This is a genomic window from Cupriavidus oxalaticus (assembly GCF_004768545.1).
Classification (GTDB): Bacteria; Pseudomonadota; Gammaproteobacteria; order Burkholderiales; family Burkholderiaceae; genus Cupriavidus; species Cupriavidus oxalaticus_A.
In genome coordinates this window covers 768,431-785,697 of sequence record NZ_CP038635.1, presented here as the reverse complement: position 1 = coordinate 785,697, position 17,267 = coordinate 768,431, and the positions used below count along the sequence as shown (strand labels likewise).

The 17,267-nt window shown below is 67.6% G+C and carries 12 protein-coding genes and 1 tRNA gene; 4 read left to right on the top strand and 9 right to left on the bottom strand.

The annotated features are described in order from the left end of the window. Positions 1-13: 13 nt before the first annotated feature. Together E0W60_RS14410 and E0W60_RS14405 are read right to left on the bottom strand one after the other, a co-directional pair. A complete protein-coding gene (locus E0W60_RS14410; protein WP_240745930.1) occupies positions 14-520 on the bottom strand; it encodes a DUF1854 domain-containing protein in 507 nt (168 codons plus the stop codon). Beyond that, positions 510-2,807 carry an ABC transporter ATP-binding protein gene (locus tag E0W60_RS14405; RefSeq protein WP_135704772.1) on the bottom strand — a complete coding sequence of 766 codons (2,298 nt, stop codon included), beginning with the start codon at positions 2,805-2,807 and terminating at the stop codon, positions 510-512. The genes E0W60_RS14410 and E0W60_RS14405 overlap by 11 nt, the downstream gene beginning before the upstream one ends. Before the next feature lie 254 nt (positions 2,808-3,061). Between E0W60_RS14405 and cphA (E0W60_RS14400) the strand changes: the two genes are divergently transcribed. Beyond that, entirely contained in the window at positions 3,062-5,698 is a 2,637-nt protein-coding gene (cphA, locus tag E0W60_RS14400; protein WP_135704770.1) for a cyanophycin synthetase, read from the top strand. Between the two features lie 43 nt (positions 5,699-5,741). After that, positions 5,742-8,312 carry a cyanophycin synthetase gene (gene cphA, locus E0W60_RS14395; protein ID WP_135704768.1) on the top strand — a complete coding sequence of 857 codons (2,571 nt, stop codon included), beginning with the start codon at positions 5,742-5,744 and terminating at the stop codon, positions 8,310-8,312. An 85-nt stretch (positions 8,313-8,397) separates the two neighbouring features. Here the strand turns inward: cphA (E0W60_RS14395) and E0W60_RS14390 are convergent, their stop codons facing one another. The 4 genes from E0W60_RS14390 to E0W60_RS14375 form a co-directional block, all read right to left on the bottom strand. Next, positions 8,398-9,057, bottom strand: coding sequence for an amino acid ABC transporter permease (locus E0W60_RS14390; RefSeq protein ID WP_133093995.1), 660 nt, complete (start codon positions 9,055-9,057; stop codon positions 8,398-8,400). Between the two features lie 149 nt (positions 9,058-9,206). Continuing rightward, positions 9,207-10,028: a transporter substrate-binding domain-containing protein gene (locus E0W60_RS14385; RefSeq protein ID WP_133093994.1), complete on the bottom strand. Its 822-nt coding sequence runs from the start codon at positions 10,026-10,028 to the stop codon at positions 9,207-9,209. Positions 10,029-10,234: 206 nt separating this feature from the next. Then, complete coding sequence (locus tag E0W60_RS14380; RefSeq protein WP_135706219.1) at positions 10,235-11,143, bottom strand: glutamate/aspartate ABC transporter substrate-binding protein; 909 nt, start codon at positions 11,141-11,143, stop codon at positions 10,235-10,237. 107 nt (positions 11,144-11,250) lie between these two features. Continuing rightward, positions 11,251-12,537 (bottom strand): D-amino acid dehydrogenase, encoded by a 1,287-nt coding sequence (locus tag E0W60_RS14375; protein ID WP_135704766.1) that lies wholly within the window; start codon positions 12,535-12,537, stop codon positions 11,251-11,253. A gap of 152 nt (positions 12,538-12,689) precedes the next feature. Between E0W60_RS14375 and E0W60_RS14370 the strand changes: the two genes are divergently transcribed. Next, positions 12,690-13,676 (top strand): LysR family transcriptional regulator, encoded by a 987-nt coding sequence (locus E0W60_RS14370; RefSeq protein ID WP_133093992.1) that lies wholly within the window; start codon positions 12,690-12,692, stop codon positions 13,674-13,676. A 90-nt stretch (positions 13,677-13,766) separates the two neighbouring features. Beyond that, positions 13,767-15,074 carry a hemolysin family protein gene (locus E0W60_RS14365; protein ID WP_135704764.1) on the top strand — a complete coding sequence of 436 codons (1,308 nt, stop codon included), beginning with the start codon at positions 13,767-13,769 and terminating at the stop codon, positions 15,072-15,074. Here the strand turns inward: E0W60_RS14365 and E0W60_RS14360 are convergent. The 3 genes from E0W60_RS14360 to E0W60_RS14350 form a co-directional block, all read right to left on the bottom strand. Continuing rightward, positions 14,968-16,104, bottom strand: coding sequence for a phosphatase PAP2 family protein (locus E0W60_RS14360; protein WP_135704762.1), 1,137 nt, complete (start codon positions 16,102-16,104; stop codon positions 14,968-14,970). The two genes, E0W60_RS14365 and E0W60_RS14360, sit on opposite strands and share 107 nt — an antisense overlap. Continuing rightward, positions 16,097-16,984, bottom strand: a complete 888-nt coding sequence (locus E0W60_RS14355) for a DUF1653 domain-containing protein (protein WP_135704760.1) — start codon at positions 16,982-16,984, stop codon at positions 16,097-16,099. Before E0W60_RS14355 ends, E0W60_RS14360 begins: the two co-directional genes overlap by 8 nt. Positions 16,985-17,164: 180 nt before the next feature. Next, positions 17,165-17,254 (bottom strand) — tRNA-Ser (locus E0W60_RS14350). Positions 17,255-17,267: the final 13 nt, after the last annotated feature.

The following is a 17,267-nucleotide window of genomic DNA, read 5'->3' as shown; positions in this document are numbered from 1 at the left end:
CGCCAGCCTGCCGTCAAAGGAACCGGTCCAGCAGCTTGCGGCTGTGCTTGTCCAGCGCCATCAGGTCACGGATCAGGTAATGAATGCCGTGGCTGTCGGACACCATCAGCGTGTTGCCTGACAGGCGACGGATCGCTTCTTCCCCGCGCAGCACGAGAGAGGTACGCCCGCGATCAGTCTGCACGGTCCATACGCTCGGCGTGGCAAAGGTCGACACCTCAACGATGCGCTCGATCTCCGGCATGAACTCGCGCGATGCGAGTTCTTCTTCGATCATCCTGCGCTCGTTGGCGGGAAGGGCCTCAAGCCGCGGAATCCACACCACCTCGTGCCCATCGGCGCTCATCATGCCGATGCCGCCTTGCGGCGCGGAGATCGGAAAGGCCCGCACCGGCACCACCCCTTCATAGATCGTGCCGTCGCCATGGTTCAGCGTCAGGCGGCCAAACGGATTGCGCGACAGCGTGAAGGCCGCGCTGGCTGCGGCATTGGTGTCCGCCAAGGTCATATCAGTGGGCATTGGCCACCTCCGGCAGTTCGGTCACGGCTTCGCGCTCGTCGTCATCCTCGGTATCGACGTTACGCGCCTGCGCCTGGTACAGCTTGAAGTAAGCGCCCTCGCGCAACAGCAGTTCGTCGTGGCTGCCGACTTCGACGATCTTGCCGCGGTCCATCACCACCAGGCGGTCGGCCTTGCGCAGCGTCGACAGGCGGTGCGCGATGGCGATGGTGGTGCGGCCTTGCACCAGGTTGTCGAGCGCCTTCTGGATTTCCTTCTCGGTCTGCGTGTCCACCGATGACGTTGCCTCGTCCATGATCAGGATGCGCGGGTTGATCAGCAGCGCACGCGCGATCGAGATGCGCTGGCGTTCGCCACCCGACAGCGCCTGGCCGCGCTCCCCTACCAGCGAGTCGTAGCCGTGCGGCAGGCGCAGGATGAACTCGTGCGCATGCGCGGCGCGCGCGGCAGCGATGATCTCCTCGCGCGTGGCATCCGGCTTGCCGTAGGCAATGTTGTCGGCGATGGTGCCGAAGAACAGGAACGGCTCCTGCAACACCAGGCCGATATGGCGGCGGTACTCGGACACCGGCAGCGAGCGGATGTCGACGCCGTCGACACGGATCGCCCCCTCGGAAACATCGTAGAAGCGACAGATCAGGTTGACCAGCGTGCTCTTGCCCGAGCCGCTGTGCCCGACCAGCCCGATCATCTCGCCCGGTGCGATCGACAGGTCCAGCCCGCGGATCACCGCCCGGTTGCCGTAGCGGAAGCCCAGGTCGCGCATGTCGATGGCGCCTTCGACCTTGTCGAGCTTGGTCGGACGCACCGGCTCCGGCACGCTCGAGACGTGGTCGAGGATGTCGAAGATCCGCTTGGCCCCCGCCGCGGCCTTCTGCGTCACCGAAACGATGCGGCTCATCGAATCGAGGCGCGTATAGAAGCGGCTGATATAGGTCAGGAAGGCAACCAGCACGCCCACGGTGATGGCGCTGTGCGATACCTGCCAGATGCCGAACACCCATACGATCAGCAGCCCGATCTCGGTCAGCAGGGTCACGGTCGGCGTGAACAGCGACCATACCGCGTTGACGCGGTCGTTGATGGCCAGGTTGTGCTTGTTGGCCTCGCGGAAGCGCGTCACTTCGCGCTTTTCCTGCGCGAAGGCCTTGACCACCCGGATACCGGGGATGGTGTCGGCCAGCACGTTGGTGATCTCCGACCAGATACGGTCGATCTTCTCGAAGCCGTGCCGCAGGCGGTCACGCACCAGGTGGATCATCCAGGCGATGAACGGCAGCGGCACCAGCGTCACCAGTGCCAGCCACGGGTTGATCGAGACCAGGATCACGGCCGTCATCACGATCATCAGCACGTCGGTGGCGAAGTCCAGCAGGTGCAGGGACAGGAACACGCAGATGCGGTCGCTTTCCGAGCCGATGCGCGCCATCAGGTCGCCGGTGCGCTTGCCACCGAAATATTCCAGCGACAGCTTAAGCAGATGTTCGTAGGTCGTTGTGCGCAGATCCGCACCGATGCGCTCCGACACGCGTGCCAGCAGATAGGTACGCGCCCATCCCAGGCTCCATGCCACCAGCGCGGCGCCAAGCAGGCCCCCCAGGTACATGCGCACGCGGTCGTAATCGATCGGTACCCCGTTCTGGTACGGAATCAGCACCTTGTCCATCAGCGGCATGGTCAGGTACGGCGGTACCAGCGTGGCGCCGGTGGACAGCACCGTCAGCAGGAAACCGGCCAGCAGCTGCCAGCGGTAGGGCCGGGCAAAGCGCCACAGGCGCAGTAGCGCCCAGGTCGACGGTGGCGTTTCCAGCTCGCGGTTGCACTGCGGGCACTCCTCTTCATCCGGGGGCAGCGGCGCCTTGCAGGTCGGGCACGCCACTTCGCCAGGCTCGCCAATTTCGGTAGCGGAGGTGGCATCGCGGCGCATCTCGAACTGGTCGGCCAGCCGCAGCGCGGCAGGATTGTAACCAAGCGTATATCGCCAGCTGGCCAGCCGACCCTTTGGGCCGGCCAGTTCGAGGGTGCCGACCCCCGCATGATCGGTATGGGAAAGGCGCAGTTCGGGCGAGATGTTCCATTCCCGCACATTTTTTTCACCTGGCGGGCGGGCAACGATGCGCTGGTCCGTCACAACCAGCCACCCTTGGGTAAAATGCAGCCTCGCGTCGAGGTCCAGCACCAGTCCGGCCAGGACGTTTTCGCCGGGACGGAGCCACGTTCCGGATTCGGCACGCCACGGCTCGTCGGCGGGGAAGGTGTTGAGGGCAGGCAGGGAGGACTGGGTCATGGATGGCGCAGCATGCAGCGTCCAGGGGAAAAGGACATAACTTGAAACAAATTTAGGCCGGGCGCCCACTGGCTGCCCGTGAATTCGCCCGCAGTATACATAACGACGTAAATAACAGCGAACCCGCGGGTTGCCCTGATGCACTGCACAAACACTTTTAATCGAAGAAAGTCAACCTGTACTAAGCTGTAACGTTATTGAAAGGTTAGGCTTCCATTTCTCGGGCGTTCCGCCCACTGCCTCAAGCAAATTCAATGAAAAAGAAGGACATTGAGATTTTCGATGTCATGTCGCTGCGCGGCCCGAATATGTGGACATATCGGCCCGTGCTGGAGGCATGGGTCGATATCGGGGAACTGGAGGACTTTCCCTCCAACACGATTCCGGGGTTCTACGAGCGCCTGTCGGCATGGCTGCCCTCGCTGATCGAGCATCGCTGCAGCATCGGCGAGCGCGGCGGCTTCCTGCAGCGCCTGAAGGAAGGCACCTGGCCCGGCCATATCCTGGAACACGTGACGCTTGAGCTGCAGAACCTGGCGGGCATGCCCGGCGGCTTCGGCAAGGCGCGCGAGACTCCGGTGCGCGGCGTGTATAAAGTGATCGTCCGTGCCTGGCACGAAGAAGTCACCCGCGCCGCCCTGTTCAGCGCGCGCGACCTGGTCATGGCCGCGATCGAGGACCGTCCCTTCGACGTCCCCGCCGCCGTGGACAACCTGCGCCGCCTGGTCGACGAGCACTGCCTCGGCCCCAGCACCGCATGCATCGTCGATGCCGCCGACGACCGGGACATCCCCGCCATCCGCCTGTCGGACGGCAACCTGGTCCAGCTGGGCTATGGCGCGCGCCAGCGCCGCATCTGGACGGCCGAGACCGACCGCACCAGCGCCATCGGCGAAAGCATCTCGCGCGACAAGGACCTGACCAAGAGCCTGCTGGAGTCGTGCGGCGTGCCGGTGCCGGAAGGCCGCATGGTCGACTCGCCCCAGGACGCCTGGGACGCCGCCGAAGACATCGGCGTGCCGGTGGTGGTGAAGCCCTACGACGGCAACCATGGCCGCGGCGTCTTTACCAACCTGGTCACCCGCGAGGAAGTCGAGACTGCCTACGCCGTGGCGCTGGGCGAAGGCAGCGGCGTCATCGTCGAGCGCTTCATCCCCGGCAACGAACACCGCCTGCTGGTGGTGGGCGGCCGCATGGTTGCCGCCGCGATGGGCGAGACCGCCTGCGTGGTCGGCGACGGCAAGTCCACCATCGACGAGCTGATCGAGCTGCAGATCAATTCCGATCCGCGGCGCGGCAGCACCGAAGATCACCCGCTGAACCGCGTGCGCCTGGATGCCGCCGCGCGGCTGGAGCTCAAGCGCCAGGGCATGGATGGCAGCTCGGTGCCGGCGGAAGGCCGCACCGTGCTGATCCAGCGCAACGGCAACGTCGCCTTCGACGTGACCGACCGCGTCCACCCGAGCGTGGCCGCGCATGCATCGCTGGCCGCGCGTGTGGTCGGACTGGACATCGCCGGCGTGGACCTGGTGGCCGAGGACATCTCGCGCCCGCTGGCCGAACAGCGCGGCGCCATCGTCGAGGTCAACGCCGGTCCGGGCCTGCTGATGCACATCAAGCCGGCCGAAGGCACGCCGCGTCCGGTTGGCCGCGCCATCGTCAACCACCTGTTCCCCGAGTCCGAGCAGGACGACTGCGGGCGCATCCCGGTGGTCGGCGTGACCGGCACCAACGGCAAGACCGTGGTGGCGCGCCTGGTCGCGCGCCTGCTGCAGCTGTCGGGCAAGCAAACCGGCCTGGCCAGCAGCGACGGCCTGTTCCTGGACCGCCGCCTGGTGCAGGGCGGCGACCGCGCCAACTGGGACGCCGGCCACCGCATCCTGATGAACCGCGCGGTCGAGGCCGCCGTGTTCGAGAACGACAGCGGCAGCATCCTGTCCGAAGGCCTGGTCTATGACCGCTGCCAGGTCGGCGTGGTCACCAACTTCGACCAGCCCGACCACCTCGGCGACTACTACGTCGAGGACGAGGACCGCATGTACAACGTGCTGCGCACGCAGGTCGACGTGGTGCTCAAGGATGGCGCCGCGGTGCTGAATGCGCGCGACGAGCGGCTGGTCGAGATGGCCGAGCTGTGCGACGGCGACGTGATCTTCTTCGGCCTGACGCCCGAGCTGCCCGCGATCATGTCGCATCGCGCCGCAGGCAAGCGCGCGGTGTATGTGCGCGAAGGCAAGATCGTGCTGGCCGTCGGCAGCAAGGAAACGCCGCTGGTCGACGTGGCCGCGGTGCCGCTGACCTACGCCGGCCGCGTGGCGTTCCAGGTCGAGAACGTGCTGGCGGCCGTCGCCGCGGGCTGGGCGCTGGGCATCTCCAACGACCTGATCCGCGCCGGCGTGGTGACGTTCGACGTCGGCCAGGTCGACGTGCCTGGCCGTTTCACGCTGTTCGAGCGCAACGGCGCCACCGTGGTCGTCGACGACGCCCACAACGCGCCCGCGCTGGAAGCGCTGGCGGCCGCGCTGGACCGCTTCCCGTCCGAACGCCGCATGGTCGTCTACGGCGCCGGCGTGAAGCGCCGCGATGAAGACCTGGTGCGCCAGGGCAAGGTGCTGGGCCAGCATTTCGACCGCGTCTTCCTGTGCGAAGACCGCAGCGTCAAGCGCGACCTGCCCGATGCCGAGGCGCGCGCGCTGCTCAAGCAAGGGCTGTACGAAGGCCGCCGCGTGACCAAGATCATCGACGAAGGCGCACGTGCCAATGCCATCGAGACCGCGCTCGGCCAGCTGGTGCCGGGCGACCTGCTGGTGCTGCAGTGCGACGAGGCCGCCACCGCGGCCACCGTCGACCTGGTGCACCACTGGATGGGCCAGCCTGCGCGCCGCGCCTGACGCGGCGCCCGAACACAGCGCATAGAAGACACGGAACCGTTCCATGGAAGTCTCCCGTATCCGGGCCCTGCGGGGCCCGAACCTGTGGTGCCGCCACACCGCCATTGAAGCCATCGTGGCCTGCCAGGACACCGCCGACATGCTGTCGGACCTGCCCGGCTTCGAAGACCGGCTGCGCGCGCGCTTTCCCGAGATCGGGCCGCTGCGCCCGGACGAGGAATCGGGCGAGCTCTCGCTCGCGCACGTGCTGGAAGTCGCCGCGTTGCGCCTGCAGGCGGCCGCCGGCTGCCCGGTCACGTTCAGCCGCACCGCGCAGACGGTGGAGCCCGGCACCTACCAGGTGATCGTGCAGTACAGCGAGGAAGAAGTCGGCCGGCTCGCGTTCGGGCTGGCCGAGGCCCTGTGCCTGGCCGCGCGCGACGACTCCGCCTTCGACCTGGCCGACGCGCTGCATCGCCTGCGCGACCTGGACGAAGACGTGCGCCTGGGGCCCAGCACCGGCTCGATCGTCTACGCCGGCGTGGCGCGTGGCATCCCCTACCGGCGCCTGACGCAGGGCTCGATGGTGCAGTTCGGCTGGGGCAGCAAGCAGCGCCGCATCCAGGCCGCCGAGACCGACCGCACCAGCGCCGTGGCCGAATCGATCGCGCAGGACAAGGAACTGACCAAGAGCCTGCTGCACGCCGCCGGCGTGCCGGTGCCGCTGGGCCGCTCGGTGCGCAGCGCCGAGCAAGCCTGGGCCGCCGCGCAGGAAATCGACGCCCCGGTGGTGGTCAAGCCGCGTGACGGCAACCAGGGCAAGGGCGTGGCGGTGCGGATCCGCACCCGCGAGGAAGTGATGACGGCCTACGAGGTCGCCTCGGACATCAGTTCCGACGTGATCGTCGAGCGCTACATCCCCGGCCATGACTTCCGCCTGCTGGTGGTGGGCAAGCAGCTGGTGGCGGCCGCACGCCGCGACCCGCCGCAAGTGACCGGCGACGGCGTGCACACCGTGCGCCAGCTGGTCGAGGAAGTGAACCGCGATCCGCGCCGCGGCGAAGGCCATGCCACCTCGCTGACCAAGATCCGCTTCGACGATATCGCGCTGGCCGTGCTGGCCAAGCAGAACCTGACCGCCGACTCCGTGCCGGCCAAGGGCACGCGCGTGGTGCTGCGCAACAACGCCAACCTGTCCACCGGCGGCAGCGCCACCGACGTGACCGACGACGTCCACCCGGACATCGCCGCGCGCGCCGTGGCCGCGGCGCAGATGGTGGGCCTGGACATCGCCGGCGTCGACGCCGTGTGCGAGACCATGCTCAAGCCGTTCGAGGAACAGGCCGGCGGCATCGTCGAGGTCAACGCCGCGCCGGGCCTGCGCATGCACCTGCAGCCGTCGTACGGCAAGGGCCGCGCGGTGGGCGAGGCGATCATCTCGACCATGTTCTCCGATGGCGACGATGGCCGCATCCCGGTGGTGGCCGTCTCCGGCACCAACGGCAAGACCACGACGGTGCGCCTGATCACCCATATCATGGCCACCAGCGGCCTGCGCATGGGCATGACCGGCACCGACGGCGTCTATATCCAGGGCGAGCGCATCGACACCGGCGACTGCAGCGGCCCGCGCAGCGCGCGCAACGTGCTGCTGCACCCCGATGTCGACGCGGCCGTTTTTGAAACCGCGCGTGGCGGCCTGCTGCGCGAAGGCCTGGCCTTCGACCGTTGCGACGTGGCCGTGGTGACCAACGTCGGCGAAGGCGACCACCTGGGCCTGTCGTACATCAATTCGGTGGAAGACCTGGCGGTGCTCAAAAGCGTGATCGTGCAGAACGTCGCGCCGCACGGCATGGCCGTGCTCAACGCCGGCGACCCGATGGTGGTGCGCATGGCCGACGCCTGCCCCGGCAGCGTGACCTTCTTCGCGCACGATCCGAACCAGCCGGCGATGGCCACGCACCGCGCGCAAGGCAAGCGCGTGGTCTTTGTCGACGGCGCCGAGATCGTGGCGTCGGAGGGCGATACCCAGGTGCGCATCGCGCTGGCGGAGATCCCGCTGACTCGCAACGGCACCATCGGCTTCCAGGTCGAGAACGCGATGTCGTCGATCGCCTCGGCGTGGGCGCTGGGCATCGACTGGGCCATCATCCGCCGCGGCCTGGCCACCTTCGTCAATGACGCCGCGACGGCTCCCGGCCGCTTCAACGTGTTCGACTACAAGGGCGCCACTCTGATCGCCGACTACGGGCACAACCCGGACGCGATCCAGGCATTGTGCAACGCGGTCGAGACCATGCCGGCCGGCCGCCGCGTGGTCGTGATCAGCGGTGCCGGCGACCGCCGCGACGAGGACATCCGCCGTCAGACGCAGATCCTGGGCGGCGTGTTCGACGAAGTGGTGCTGTACCAGGACCAGTGCCAGCGCGGCCGTGCCGACGGCGAGGTGCTGGCGCTGCTGCGCGAAGGCCTGCAGGGCGCGCAGCGCACCAGCCAGGTCGAGGAAATCCGCGGCGAATTCCTGGCCATCGATACCGCGTTGTCGCACCTGAAGCCGGGCGACCTGTGCCTGGTCCTGGTGGACCAGGTGGAAGAGGCGCTGGGGCATATTGCCGGGCGCATCGCGCAGGGCTGAGCGCGCGGGCCGGCAACGGCCCGCATTGCCGAAAAGAAGAGCCAGCTCTCCGGAGCTGGCTCTTTTGCTTTGGCAGCGGCGCGGCTCAGTGCCTGCCCGGCAGCGACAGCTTGCGCTCCAGCATATGCTGCAGCCCGGACAGCCCGGTGCTCAACACCCAGTAGATCGCCGCCACCGCCAGGTACAGCGGCAACGGCTGGTATGTCGCCGCGATGACCTCCTGCGCGGTGCGCAGCAGTTCGGTCACCGTGATCACCGACACCAGCGACGTATCCTTGATCAGGCTGATCAGGCTGTTCGACAGGCTCGGCACCGCCAGCCGCAGCGCCTGCGGACCCACCACGTAGCGCAGCGCCTGCGCCGGCGTCAGCCCCAGGCTGTACGCCGCCAGCCATTGGCCCCGCGCCACGCCGAGGATGGCGCCGCGCATGCTTTCCGACAGGTACGCCCCCACGTTCAGGCTCAGCGTCAGCACGCCGGCCGGCGTGGGCTCCAGCGCGATGCCGACGCCCGGCAGCCCGTAGTACACGACGAAGATCTGCACCAGCAGCGGCGTGCCGCGCATGATGCTGACGTAGGCGCGCGCCACCGCCTTGAGCGCGCGGCTGTGGCTGATGCCCATCAGCGCGACCACGGTGCCAAGCACCAGTCCGAACACCATCGACCACAACGCGAACTTGATGGTCAGCAGCGTGCCCTGCAGCAGCACGGGCAGGGAATCGATGACGAGCTGGAGAGCGGACATGGGCGTGGCGGCGGACTGAAGGTAATAAAACAAAGCGGCGCGGCAGCCCTGCAGGCCGCCGCGCCGCGACATGATACCGCCCGCCTCGCGGGCCGGCTTAGTTGATCCGCTTACTTGATGCGCTTACTTGATGCGCTTAGTTGACCGGCTTACTTGACCGGCTTGCCGGCGGGCTTGGTCACGTCGGTGCCAAACCACTTCACCGACAGCTTGCCAAGCGTGCCGTCCTTGCTCAGGTCTTCCAGCGCGTGGTTGATGGCCTGCGCGAACTTGGGATTGTCCTTGCGGAACGGGATGGCCACCTGCGTGGTCGCGCCCGCCACGATCGCGCCCGCCCGCAGCGGCAGGTTGGCGGTCTTGACCAGGTAGGCGACCATGAGCCGGTCATTCAGCGCGGCGTCGACGCGCTGTGCCGCCAGGTCGCGCAGGTACTCGGGCGCGCCGGGATAGGTCTTGACGTCGATGCCGGCCACCGACTTGGCCAGCTCGTTGTAGTTGCTGCCCAGGCTGACGCCGAGCTTGTGGCCCTTCAGGTCTTCCAGCGACTTGAACTGGCGCTTGTCGTCCTTGCGCTGGATCAGCTGCGCATCCGAGTAGACGTAGGGCGTGGAAAAGTCCAGCACCTGCTGGCGCTGCGGCGTGACGTTGACCTGGTTGACGATCACGTCGAACTTGCCTGCCTGCAGTCCGGCAATGATGCCGCTCCATTCGGTGGTGACGAACTCGGGCTTGACCCCCAGCTTGCCTGCGACCGCGCGCGCGACATCGACGTCAAACCCTTCCAGCTCGTTCTTGGCGCCGCGGAAGCCGAACGGCGGGTACGTGCCCTCCAGCCCGATCTTGAGCACGCCGGCCTGCTTGACGGTGTCGAGCAGGTCGGCGGCATGGGCCGCGGTGGCCGCCAGGCCGGCCCCCGCCATCAGCGAGGCCGCCAGCAGCGACTTGAACCAGCCAGTACGAATCGATCGCATATGTTCTCCAGTGGATGCGGATAGGCAGTAAGTGGGCAGGCAACGCCGGCTGGCCTCTCGTGGAAGGCTGCCGGCCGGTTGTGCTGCTATGAGCCTATATCGGGCTCTACACTACCGCAAACGCTATCGATGGCGAAATAACGATTCATTATGGCTATATAACCGCCGGGGCGATGCATCCGCCACGGCGGCTATGCCCTTCGCCGTTACTGGTAGGCCTTGTCGTTGGGCGCCGCGAACAGTGCCTTCATGTCGGCCGACAGCGGGTAGTTCATGTTGATGTTGCGGGGCGGGATCGGCGACATGAACCACTTGTTGTAGAGCTTCTCCGCGCGGCCGCTGGTCTGCAGGTCGGCGATCACGCCGTCGGCCAGCTTCTTGAACGAAGGGTCGTCCTTGCGGAACATGCAGGCGTAGTTCTCGATCTGCAGCGGCGCGCCGACCACCATCCAGTCGCCGGCGCTCTTGGCCTTGGTGCGCTCGCCATACAGCAGCGGCTCGTCCATGACGAAGGCCGCAGCGCGGCCGCTTTCCAGGATCAGGAAGGACTGGCCATGGTCCTTGGTGCTGATCAGGTTCATGTTCATCGCCTTCTCGCCGTTCATCTTGACCAGCAGGCGCTCGCCGGTGGTGCCGGCGGTGGTGACCACGTTGCGGTCCTTCAGGTCGGTGAACTCCTTCACGCCCGAGTCTTTCTTGGTCAGCATCTTGATGCCGTAGACGAACAGGCTGTTGGAGAACGCCACCTGCTTCTGGCGCTCCAGGTTATTGGTGGTGCTGCCGCACTCGATATCGATGGTGCCGTTCTGCACCAGCGGGATGCGGTTCTGCGAAGTGATCGGCGTCAGCCGCACCTGCAGGTTCGGCATCTTCAGCTCGCTCTTCACCTTGTCGACGATCTGCAGCAGGATCTCGTGCGAGTAGCCCATCACCTCCTTGCCGTCGGTGTACGAAAACGGGATCGACGATTCGCGGTAGCCCAGCGAGATCACGCCGCTGTCCTTGATCTTCTTCAGCGTGTCGCCGTCGGCAGCCTGGGCCGCGCCGGCGGCCAGCAACAGCGTGGCAGCCGCGAGCATACGTCGGGTGGCAAGGCGGGTGTGCAATGGTTTCATGTCGCGCTCCTTGTAGTGGGGCTTGGTCATTGAGGCTCGTTTTCTCGAGGTAATGCGGTAATGCGAACTCATGGGTACTGCAGGAACCATTGCTTCATGCCGCTGCGCTACGCGCGCGCGGCATCGAAATCCGCGGCGTCGAGGGCCGGGCGCCGCCCCGCCAGCCGGTCGGCCAGCAGGCCGGCGCTGCCCATCGCCAGCGTGAAGCCCAGCGCGCCATGGCCCAGGTTCAGCCACAGGCCCGACACGCGCGACGGCCCGATCAGCGGCAGCCCGTCCGGCGTGGCCGGACGCAGGCCCGCCCACGGCTGCAGCTGCGCCAGCGGCAGGTCCGGCACGATGCCGTCGAACAAGGCGCGCGTCTGCGCCACCAGCGTGCCGACCCGCTCCGGGTCGATGCGGGTGCCGCCGCGCACCAGGTCGGCCATGCCCGCCACCCGCAGTGTATTGCCGATCCGCGCGTAAACGATCTTGTTGGCGAAATCCGTCACGCTGATATGCGGGGCGCGCGCGCCACTGGCCAGCGGTACGGTGATGCTGTAGCCCTTGAGCGGCCACAGCATCGGCCGCACACCCAGCGGACGCAGCAGCGGCACGCTGCCGATGCCGCCCGCGACCACGACCGCGTCGGCCGGCACCTCGCCGGCATCGGTGCGCACCCCGGTCACGCGTCCGCCCTGCTGCTGCAGTCCGTGCACCACGGTGCCGAAGCGCAGCGACACGCCAGTGCGGCCGCCGCCGTGTTGCAGCAACCGTGCCAGCGACACGCAGAAGCGGTGGCAGTCGCCCACCTCCTCGCTCGGCGTATAAATGGCGCCGGCGATCTCTTCGCGGATGCCGGCCAGCGCGGGCTCCAGCGCGACGCAGGCATCGCGGTCCAGCGCCTGCTGCTCGCAGCCCAGCCTGGCCTGGTAATCCAGCAGCCGGCAGGCCGAGGCGAACGCCGCTTCGTCGCGGTGCACTACCAGCTTGCCGCGCCGCGCAAAATCGAAGCCGAAGCCGCTGTCCTCGTGCTCGTGCTGCGCCACGAACGCCTGCAGCTGGTCGCGCGAATAGAAGCCCAGGCGCAGCAGCTTGCGCGTGGTGGCCTCGCTGGTGCCGGCATTGCAGGCGCCCATGAAGGCCGCCAGCCAGCGCCATTGCGCGGGATCGGCCACCGGGCGGAAGCGCATCGGCGAATCGCGCCGCAGCAGCCAGCCCGGCACCTTGCCCATCACGCCCGGCCCGGCCAACGGCGCCACGTAGCTGTAGCTGAGCTGCCCGCCGTTGGCAAAGCTGGTTTCCTCGCCGGGACCCTGGTGCCGTTCCAGCACCGTCACCTCATGCCCGTCCTGGGCCAGGCGCCACGCCGTTGTCATGCCGACCACCCCGGCGCCCACGATCACTACCCGCATTGACTTCCTTGTTGCATCAAAAGACCGATGCCAGAGGGTAGATCAGCGGGGCCGGCTTGCCCAATGCGAATACGTGCCAGAATATGTCTTCAGGCTATGGATGGCCTGTGCCTATCGTTCCAGACGTCCCTAATTCCAGACGCCCTAAGCCAATGCGCCTGCGCCAGATCGAGGTTTTCCGCGCCGTAATGCTGACCGGCACCGTCAGCGAAGCCGCGCGCCTGCTACACGTGTCCCAGCCCGTGGTCACGCGCGTGCTGCAGCATGCCGAGGCCTCGCTCGGCTTCCGCCTGTTCGAGCGCGTGCGCGGGCGGCTGCAGCCGACTCCCGAGGCCAACGCCTTGTACGGCGATGTCGAAAGGCTATACGGCGAGATCGAGCGCGTGCGCCGCGTCTCGGAAAGCCTGCGCCACAAGGGCGCCGGGCGCCTGCGCGTGGCGGCCACGCCGAGCCTGGCCAACCCGCTGCTGGTGCCGGCGGTGCGGCGCTTCTGCGCGCGCCACCCCGACACCCAGGTGCAGGTGCTGACCCACCATACCGACGAGATCGTCGGCGCGCTGCTGGCCAACCAGATCGACCTGGGTTTCGCCTTCTCGCCGCCGCGCCACGAGGCCATTTCCAGCGAACCGGTGGCCAGCGGCCGCATGTTGCTGGCGGTGCCGCGCGGCCAGCCGCTGCCCGCCGCGGGACGCCGCCGCCAGGTGCCGATGCAGCGGCTGATGGATCGCCCCTTCATCGGCTATGACGACAACAGCTCGCTCGGCCTGCTGGTGCGCCAGACGCTGGCGCGGCACGCGCTCGAGCCGCGCTCGACGCTGGAGGTGCAGACCTATTCGCTGGCGCTGGCGCTGGTCGATGCCGGACTTGGCCTGACGCTGCTGGACCAGTACACCGCGCTCAGCGCCAATCCCGGCCATGTCGCGCTGCATGACGTGGCGCCGGAACTGCCGTTCGAGATCCAGATGCTGCGCGCCAGCCACCGCGCCGGTTCCAGCCTGGCCGACGACCTGCGCGTGCAGTTTGCGCAGGCCGCGCAGGAACTGGCAGCAACGCTGCCGCAACGGCTGGAAGCGCCGGTGGTCAGCCTGGACGGCGCACTGCCGGGCGGCGCCAGGGTGCGCACGGCCATACTGGAATGACGGCCGCGCCGGCGCCGATTTGACAGCTTCACAGGCGGTGCACCATCATCAAGCCGCCTGCACTCGCTGGCCGCATGCGCCACACCGCCTATGTTCGTCCTGACCCTGACCGCCCTTGTCCTGGTCAGCGCCTTCTTCTCCATCTCCGAGATCGCGCTGACCGCCGCACGCCGCACCAAGCTGCAGGTCTTGTCCGAGCGCGGCGATGGCCGCGCCACGCGCGTACTGCTGCTCAAGGAAGAGCCAGGGAATTTCTTCACCATCGTGCAGATCGGCGTCAACAGCGTGGCCATCCTCGCCGGTATCCTCGGCGAGAAGCACGTGTCCGACCTGCTGCTGGAAACGCTGTCGCCGTATATGCAGGTGGTCCACGCGCAGCGCGTGGCCAATATCGGCTCGTTCCTGATCGTGACGCTGCTGTTCATCCAGTTTGCCGACCTGATCCCCAAGCGCATCGCGATGACATTCCCGGAAGCGTGCGCGCTGGCCGTGATCGACCCGATGCTGACGCTGCTGCGCGTGCTCAAGCCACTGGTGTGGGTCTTCAACGCCGCCGCCGATGCCGCGCTGCGGCTGCTGCGCCTGCCGACCAAGCCGGTCGACCAGATCACCACCGAGGACATCGCCGCCATGGTCGATGCCGGCGCCGAGGCGGGTGTGCTGCACAAGCATGAGCTGCACCTGATCGAGAACGTGTTCGAACTCGGCTTCAAGGGCATCACCGCGATCATGACGCCGCGCGACGACGTGGTCTGGCTGAGCCTGGACGAGCCCGCTGACAGCGTGCGGCGCAAGCTGGTCAACCAGCCGCATGCGCAATACCCGGTGTGCGGGCACGACCTGGACGATGTGCAGGGCTATATCGATTCCAAGGACATCCTGCAGCTGCTGCTGGCCGACGAGAGCGCCGCGGTGATCGGCAATATCGGCCGCCACCATGACAAGAACGTGCTGGTGATCCCCGACACGCTGACGCTGTCCGAGGGACTGACGCGCTTCCGCGAGATGCACCAGAACTTTGCCGTGGTGATGAACGAGTACGGGCTGGTGGTGGGCATCGTCACGCTCGACGATATCGTCGGCGCGCTGATGGGCGACATCCTCTATTCCAGCGAAGACGAGCAGATCGTGCGCCGCGACGACAGCTCGTGGCTGGTCGACGGCCTGACGCCGCTGGTGGACCTGAAGAAAGCGCTGGAACTCGATACCCTGCCCGGCGAGGACTATGTCGACACCGCCGGCGGGCTGGTGATCTACGCGCTCAAGCGCATCCCGAAGAAATCCGAGTCGATTACCGTGGCGGGCTATCGCTTTGAAGTGCTGGACATCGACCATCACAAGATCGACCAGCTGCTGGTATCGCGCCTGCCCGCGCCAGAAGAGCCTGCTGCGCGGTAACTGTAGCTGTAACCGCGCCTGCCTGCCGATAACGCTCCAGCGTATCCGGCATGCGGAACCAGGCCACGTAGCCGAACGCCACCACCACCGCGGCTGCCGCCACCGCGCCGAGCCGCCACGGCGCCACCGCATCCCGTGGCGCCGGCGCATGCAGCGTATGGTAGGCGGTGCCGAGCAACGCGATCCACGCGAATCCCAGCGCGTAGCCCGCGGCCACGTCGGACAGCCAGTGCATGCCCAGGTACAGCCGCGACACCCCGATCGCCGCCACCGCCACCGCGGTCAGCGCCAGCACCGGGATGCGCACGCGCCATGGCTGGCGCAGGCACAGCAGGAACGCCAGGAAACCGTACGTCACCATGCTGCTGGTGGCGTGGCCGCTGGGAAAGGAATACGACTCCAGCCCGCTGTAGATGCTGGCTGGCCGTATGCGCGCCATACCGAGCTTGAGCGCCATCACGCAGGCGCGCGCGCCAAGCAGCGCCGCGGACCAGTACAGCGCCGTGACCCACGCGCGCAGCCACCACAGCCACGCGAACACCGCCACGCCGACCGCGACCGAGATGCGCGCACCGCCCAGCTCGGTCACCGCGACCATGGCGATATCGAGCCAGTCGCGGCGCCATGCGCGCCCCTGCGCGAACACAAGCTGGTCGAGACGGACCACTTGGTCGCCCTGCGCGATTTCGGCGGCGAGCCAGAACAGCGCTGCCCCGCAAGCCAGCAGCGCGGCGCCGGCCACGAGCACCAGCAGCAATTCGGCGATATCGCGTTCCAGCACGCGCAGCGTCAGCGTGCTCACGCGGCGCGGGCGATCCTGTGCGGCCACGCGCGTCGACAAGGCACCGGCGCCCCAGACGCGCATGCCGTCGAGCCAGCGCACCAGCGGGCGCAACAGCGCCACCAGTAGCGGCACCAGGCACAGCAGCAACACCGTGGCGAGCGTGAACAGGCCGAGCAGACCCAGCGCCGTCCCGGGCGTCAGCCAGGCATCGGCAACCGTGCCCACGCGCGCCGGCAGTTCAGGCACGCGCAGCCTGCGCGCCGCCGATGCGCGCGATATTGGCGCGCGCGGGCGCCTCGCAGTCGGCAAAGGGCGGCGTCAGGAACAGCCGCGGCCGCTGCGCCAGCTCGCCCAGGAAGGCCGCGCGCCGGCGCCCGAACTCCGCCAGCAGCGCATCGCCATGCAGGCCGGTGCGCGCGGCCAGCATGGCGCGGTTCTCGGCGAAGACATCGGCACTGTGGGCATCGAATACATCAGGGGGAGCGGCCAGCCGGAACAGGTCGAGATCGAGCACGGTGTCCGCGCCGTCGATGGTCGACGTATGCGTGCGCGTGTCGCGCACGATCTGCGCGGCCCGGCCGAGCACCGTGCGGTCCACCTCCGGTGCAATCGTCTCGACCAGGTCCGCCGAAGCCGACTCGTTGTGCTCGCAGCCCGGCACATAGACCGCGTCGTGGCACAGCACCGCCAGCGCCTGCGCCGGATCCAGCGTGACGCCGCGCGCGTGGGCGACTTCGAACATTTCCAGGATATGGCGGGGGCCGTGGTAGTGCCGGTACGGCGTGTCATGCAGCCCCAGCACATCCAGCACCGTCTTGCGCGGCAGGAAGTCGAGGCAGGCCAGCGCCGCGGGCCAGTCCGGAGCGAAGCGCGGCACCTCTCCGTGCGGCGTCGCCACGGGCTCGCTAAACACGTCGGCGCGGCGCACCCAGAGCAATGCGGGATCGCGCAGCGCGCGATAGACGACTGCCGGCGCGAGGTCGGCCTCCAGGCGTCCGATGCCGACCACCGCATAGGCACCGCCCTTGTGGTGGCGGTACGGCATGCCGGCAATCAGATTGGGGTCGTCGGGAAGTTCCGCGGGATCGCCGTGGAATTCGGCAGGCGTGGGGGATGGCTGTGTCATCGGTGGCCTCGTTCATGGCGGTCCGCTGGATCGCCATGATAGTGCACCGCCAGGCGCTGGCAGCGATGAAACCGACCGCCGGAAAAAAACAAAACCGACGCTCACTTGCGTGGGCGTCGGCCTGAGTTTTACTACACTGTTGTTGCCTGTCCGGTGGTCGAGACCGGGCAGCTTCTTGTCTGGCGGAGAGGGTGGGATTCGAACCCACGGTACCGTCGCCGGTACGCCTGATTTCGAGTCAGGTACATTCGACCACTCTGCCACCTCTCCGGTAACTGCTTTG

Excerpts from the sequence above, each read along its gene's own strand:
- cphA (WP_135704770.1), top strand. The coding sequence starts at position 3,062 with ATGAAAAAGAAGGACATTGAGATTTTCGATGTCATGTCGCTGCGCGGC.
- cphA (WP_135704768.1), top strand. The coding sequence starts at position 5,742 with ATGGAAGTCTCCCGTATCCGGGCCCTGCGGGGCCCGAACCTGTGGTGC.
- E0W60_RS14390 (WP_133093995.1), bottom strand. The coding sequence starts at position 9,057 with ATGTCCGCTCTCCAGCTCGTCATCGATTCCCTGCCCGTGCTGCTGCAG.
- E0W60_RS14355 (WP_135704760.1), bottom strand. The coding sequence starts at position 16,984 with ATGACACAGCCATCCCCCACGCCTGCCGAATTCCACGGCGATCCCGCG.
- E0W60_RS14375 (WP_135704766.1), bottom strand. The coding sequence starts at position 12,537 with ATGCGGGTAGTGATCGTGGGCGCCGGGGTGGTCGGCATGACAACGGCG.
- E0W60_RS14370 (WP_133093992.1), top strand. The coding sequence starts at position 12,690 with ATGCGCCTGCGCCAGATCGAGGTTTTCCGCGCCGTAATGCTGACCGGC.
- E0W60_RS14410 (WP_240745930.1), bottom strand. The coding sequence starts at position 520 with ATGCCCACTGATATGACCTTGGCGGACACCAATGCCGCAGCCAGCGCG.
- E0W60_RS14405 (WP_135704772.1), bottom strand. The coding sequence starts at position 2,807 with ATGACCCAGTCCTCCCTGCCTGCCCTCAACACCTTCCCCGCCGACGAG.
- E0W60_RS14380 (WP_135706219.1), bottom strand. The coding sequence starts at position 11,143 with ATGAAACCATTGCACACCCGCCTTGCCACCCGACGTATGCTCGCGGCT.
- E0W60_RS14385 (WP_133093994.1), bottom strand. The coding sequence starts at position 10,028 with ATGCGATCGATTCGTACTGGCTGGTTCAAGTCGCTGCTGGCGGCCTCG.
- E0W60_RS14365 (WP_135704764.1), top strand. The coding sequence starts at position 13,767 with ATGTTCGTCCTGACCCTGACCGCCCTTGTCCTGGTCAGCGCCTTCTTC.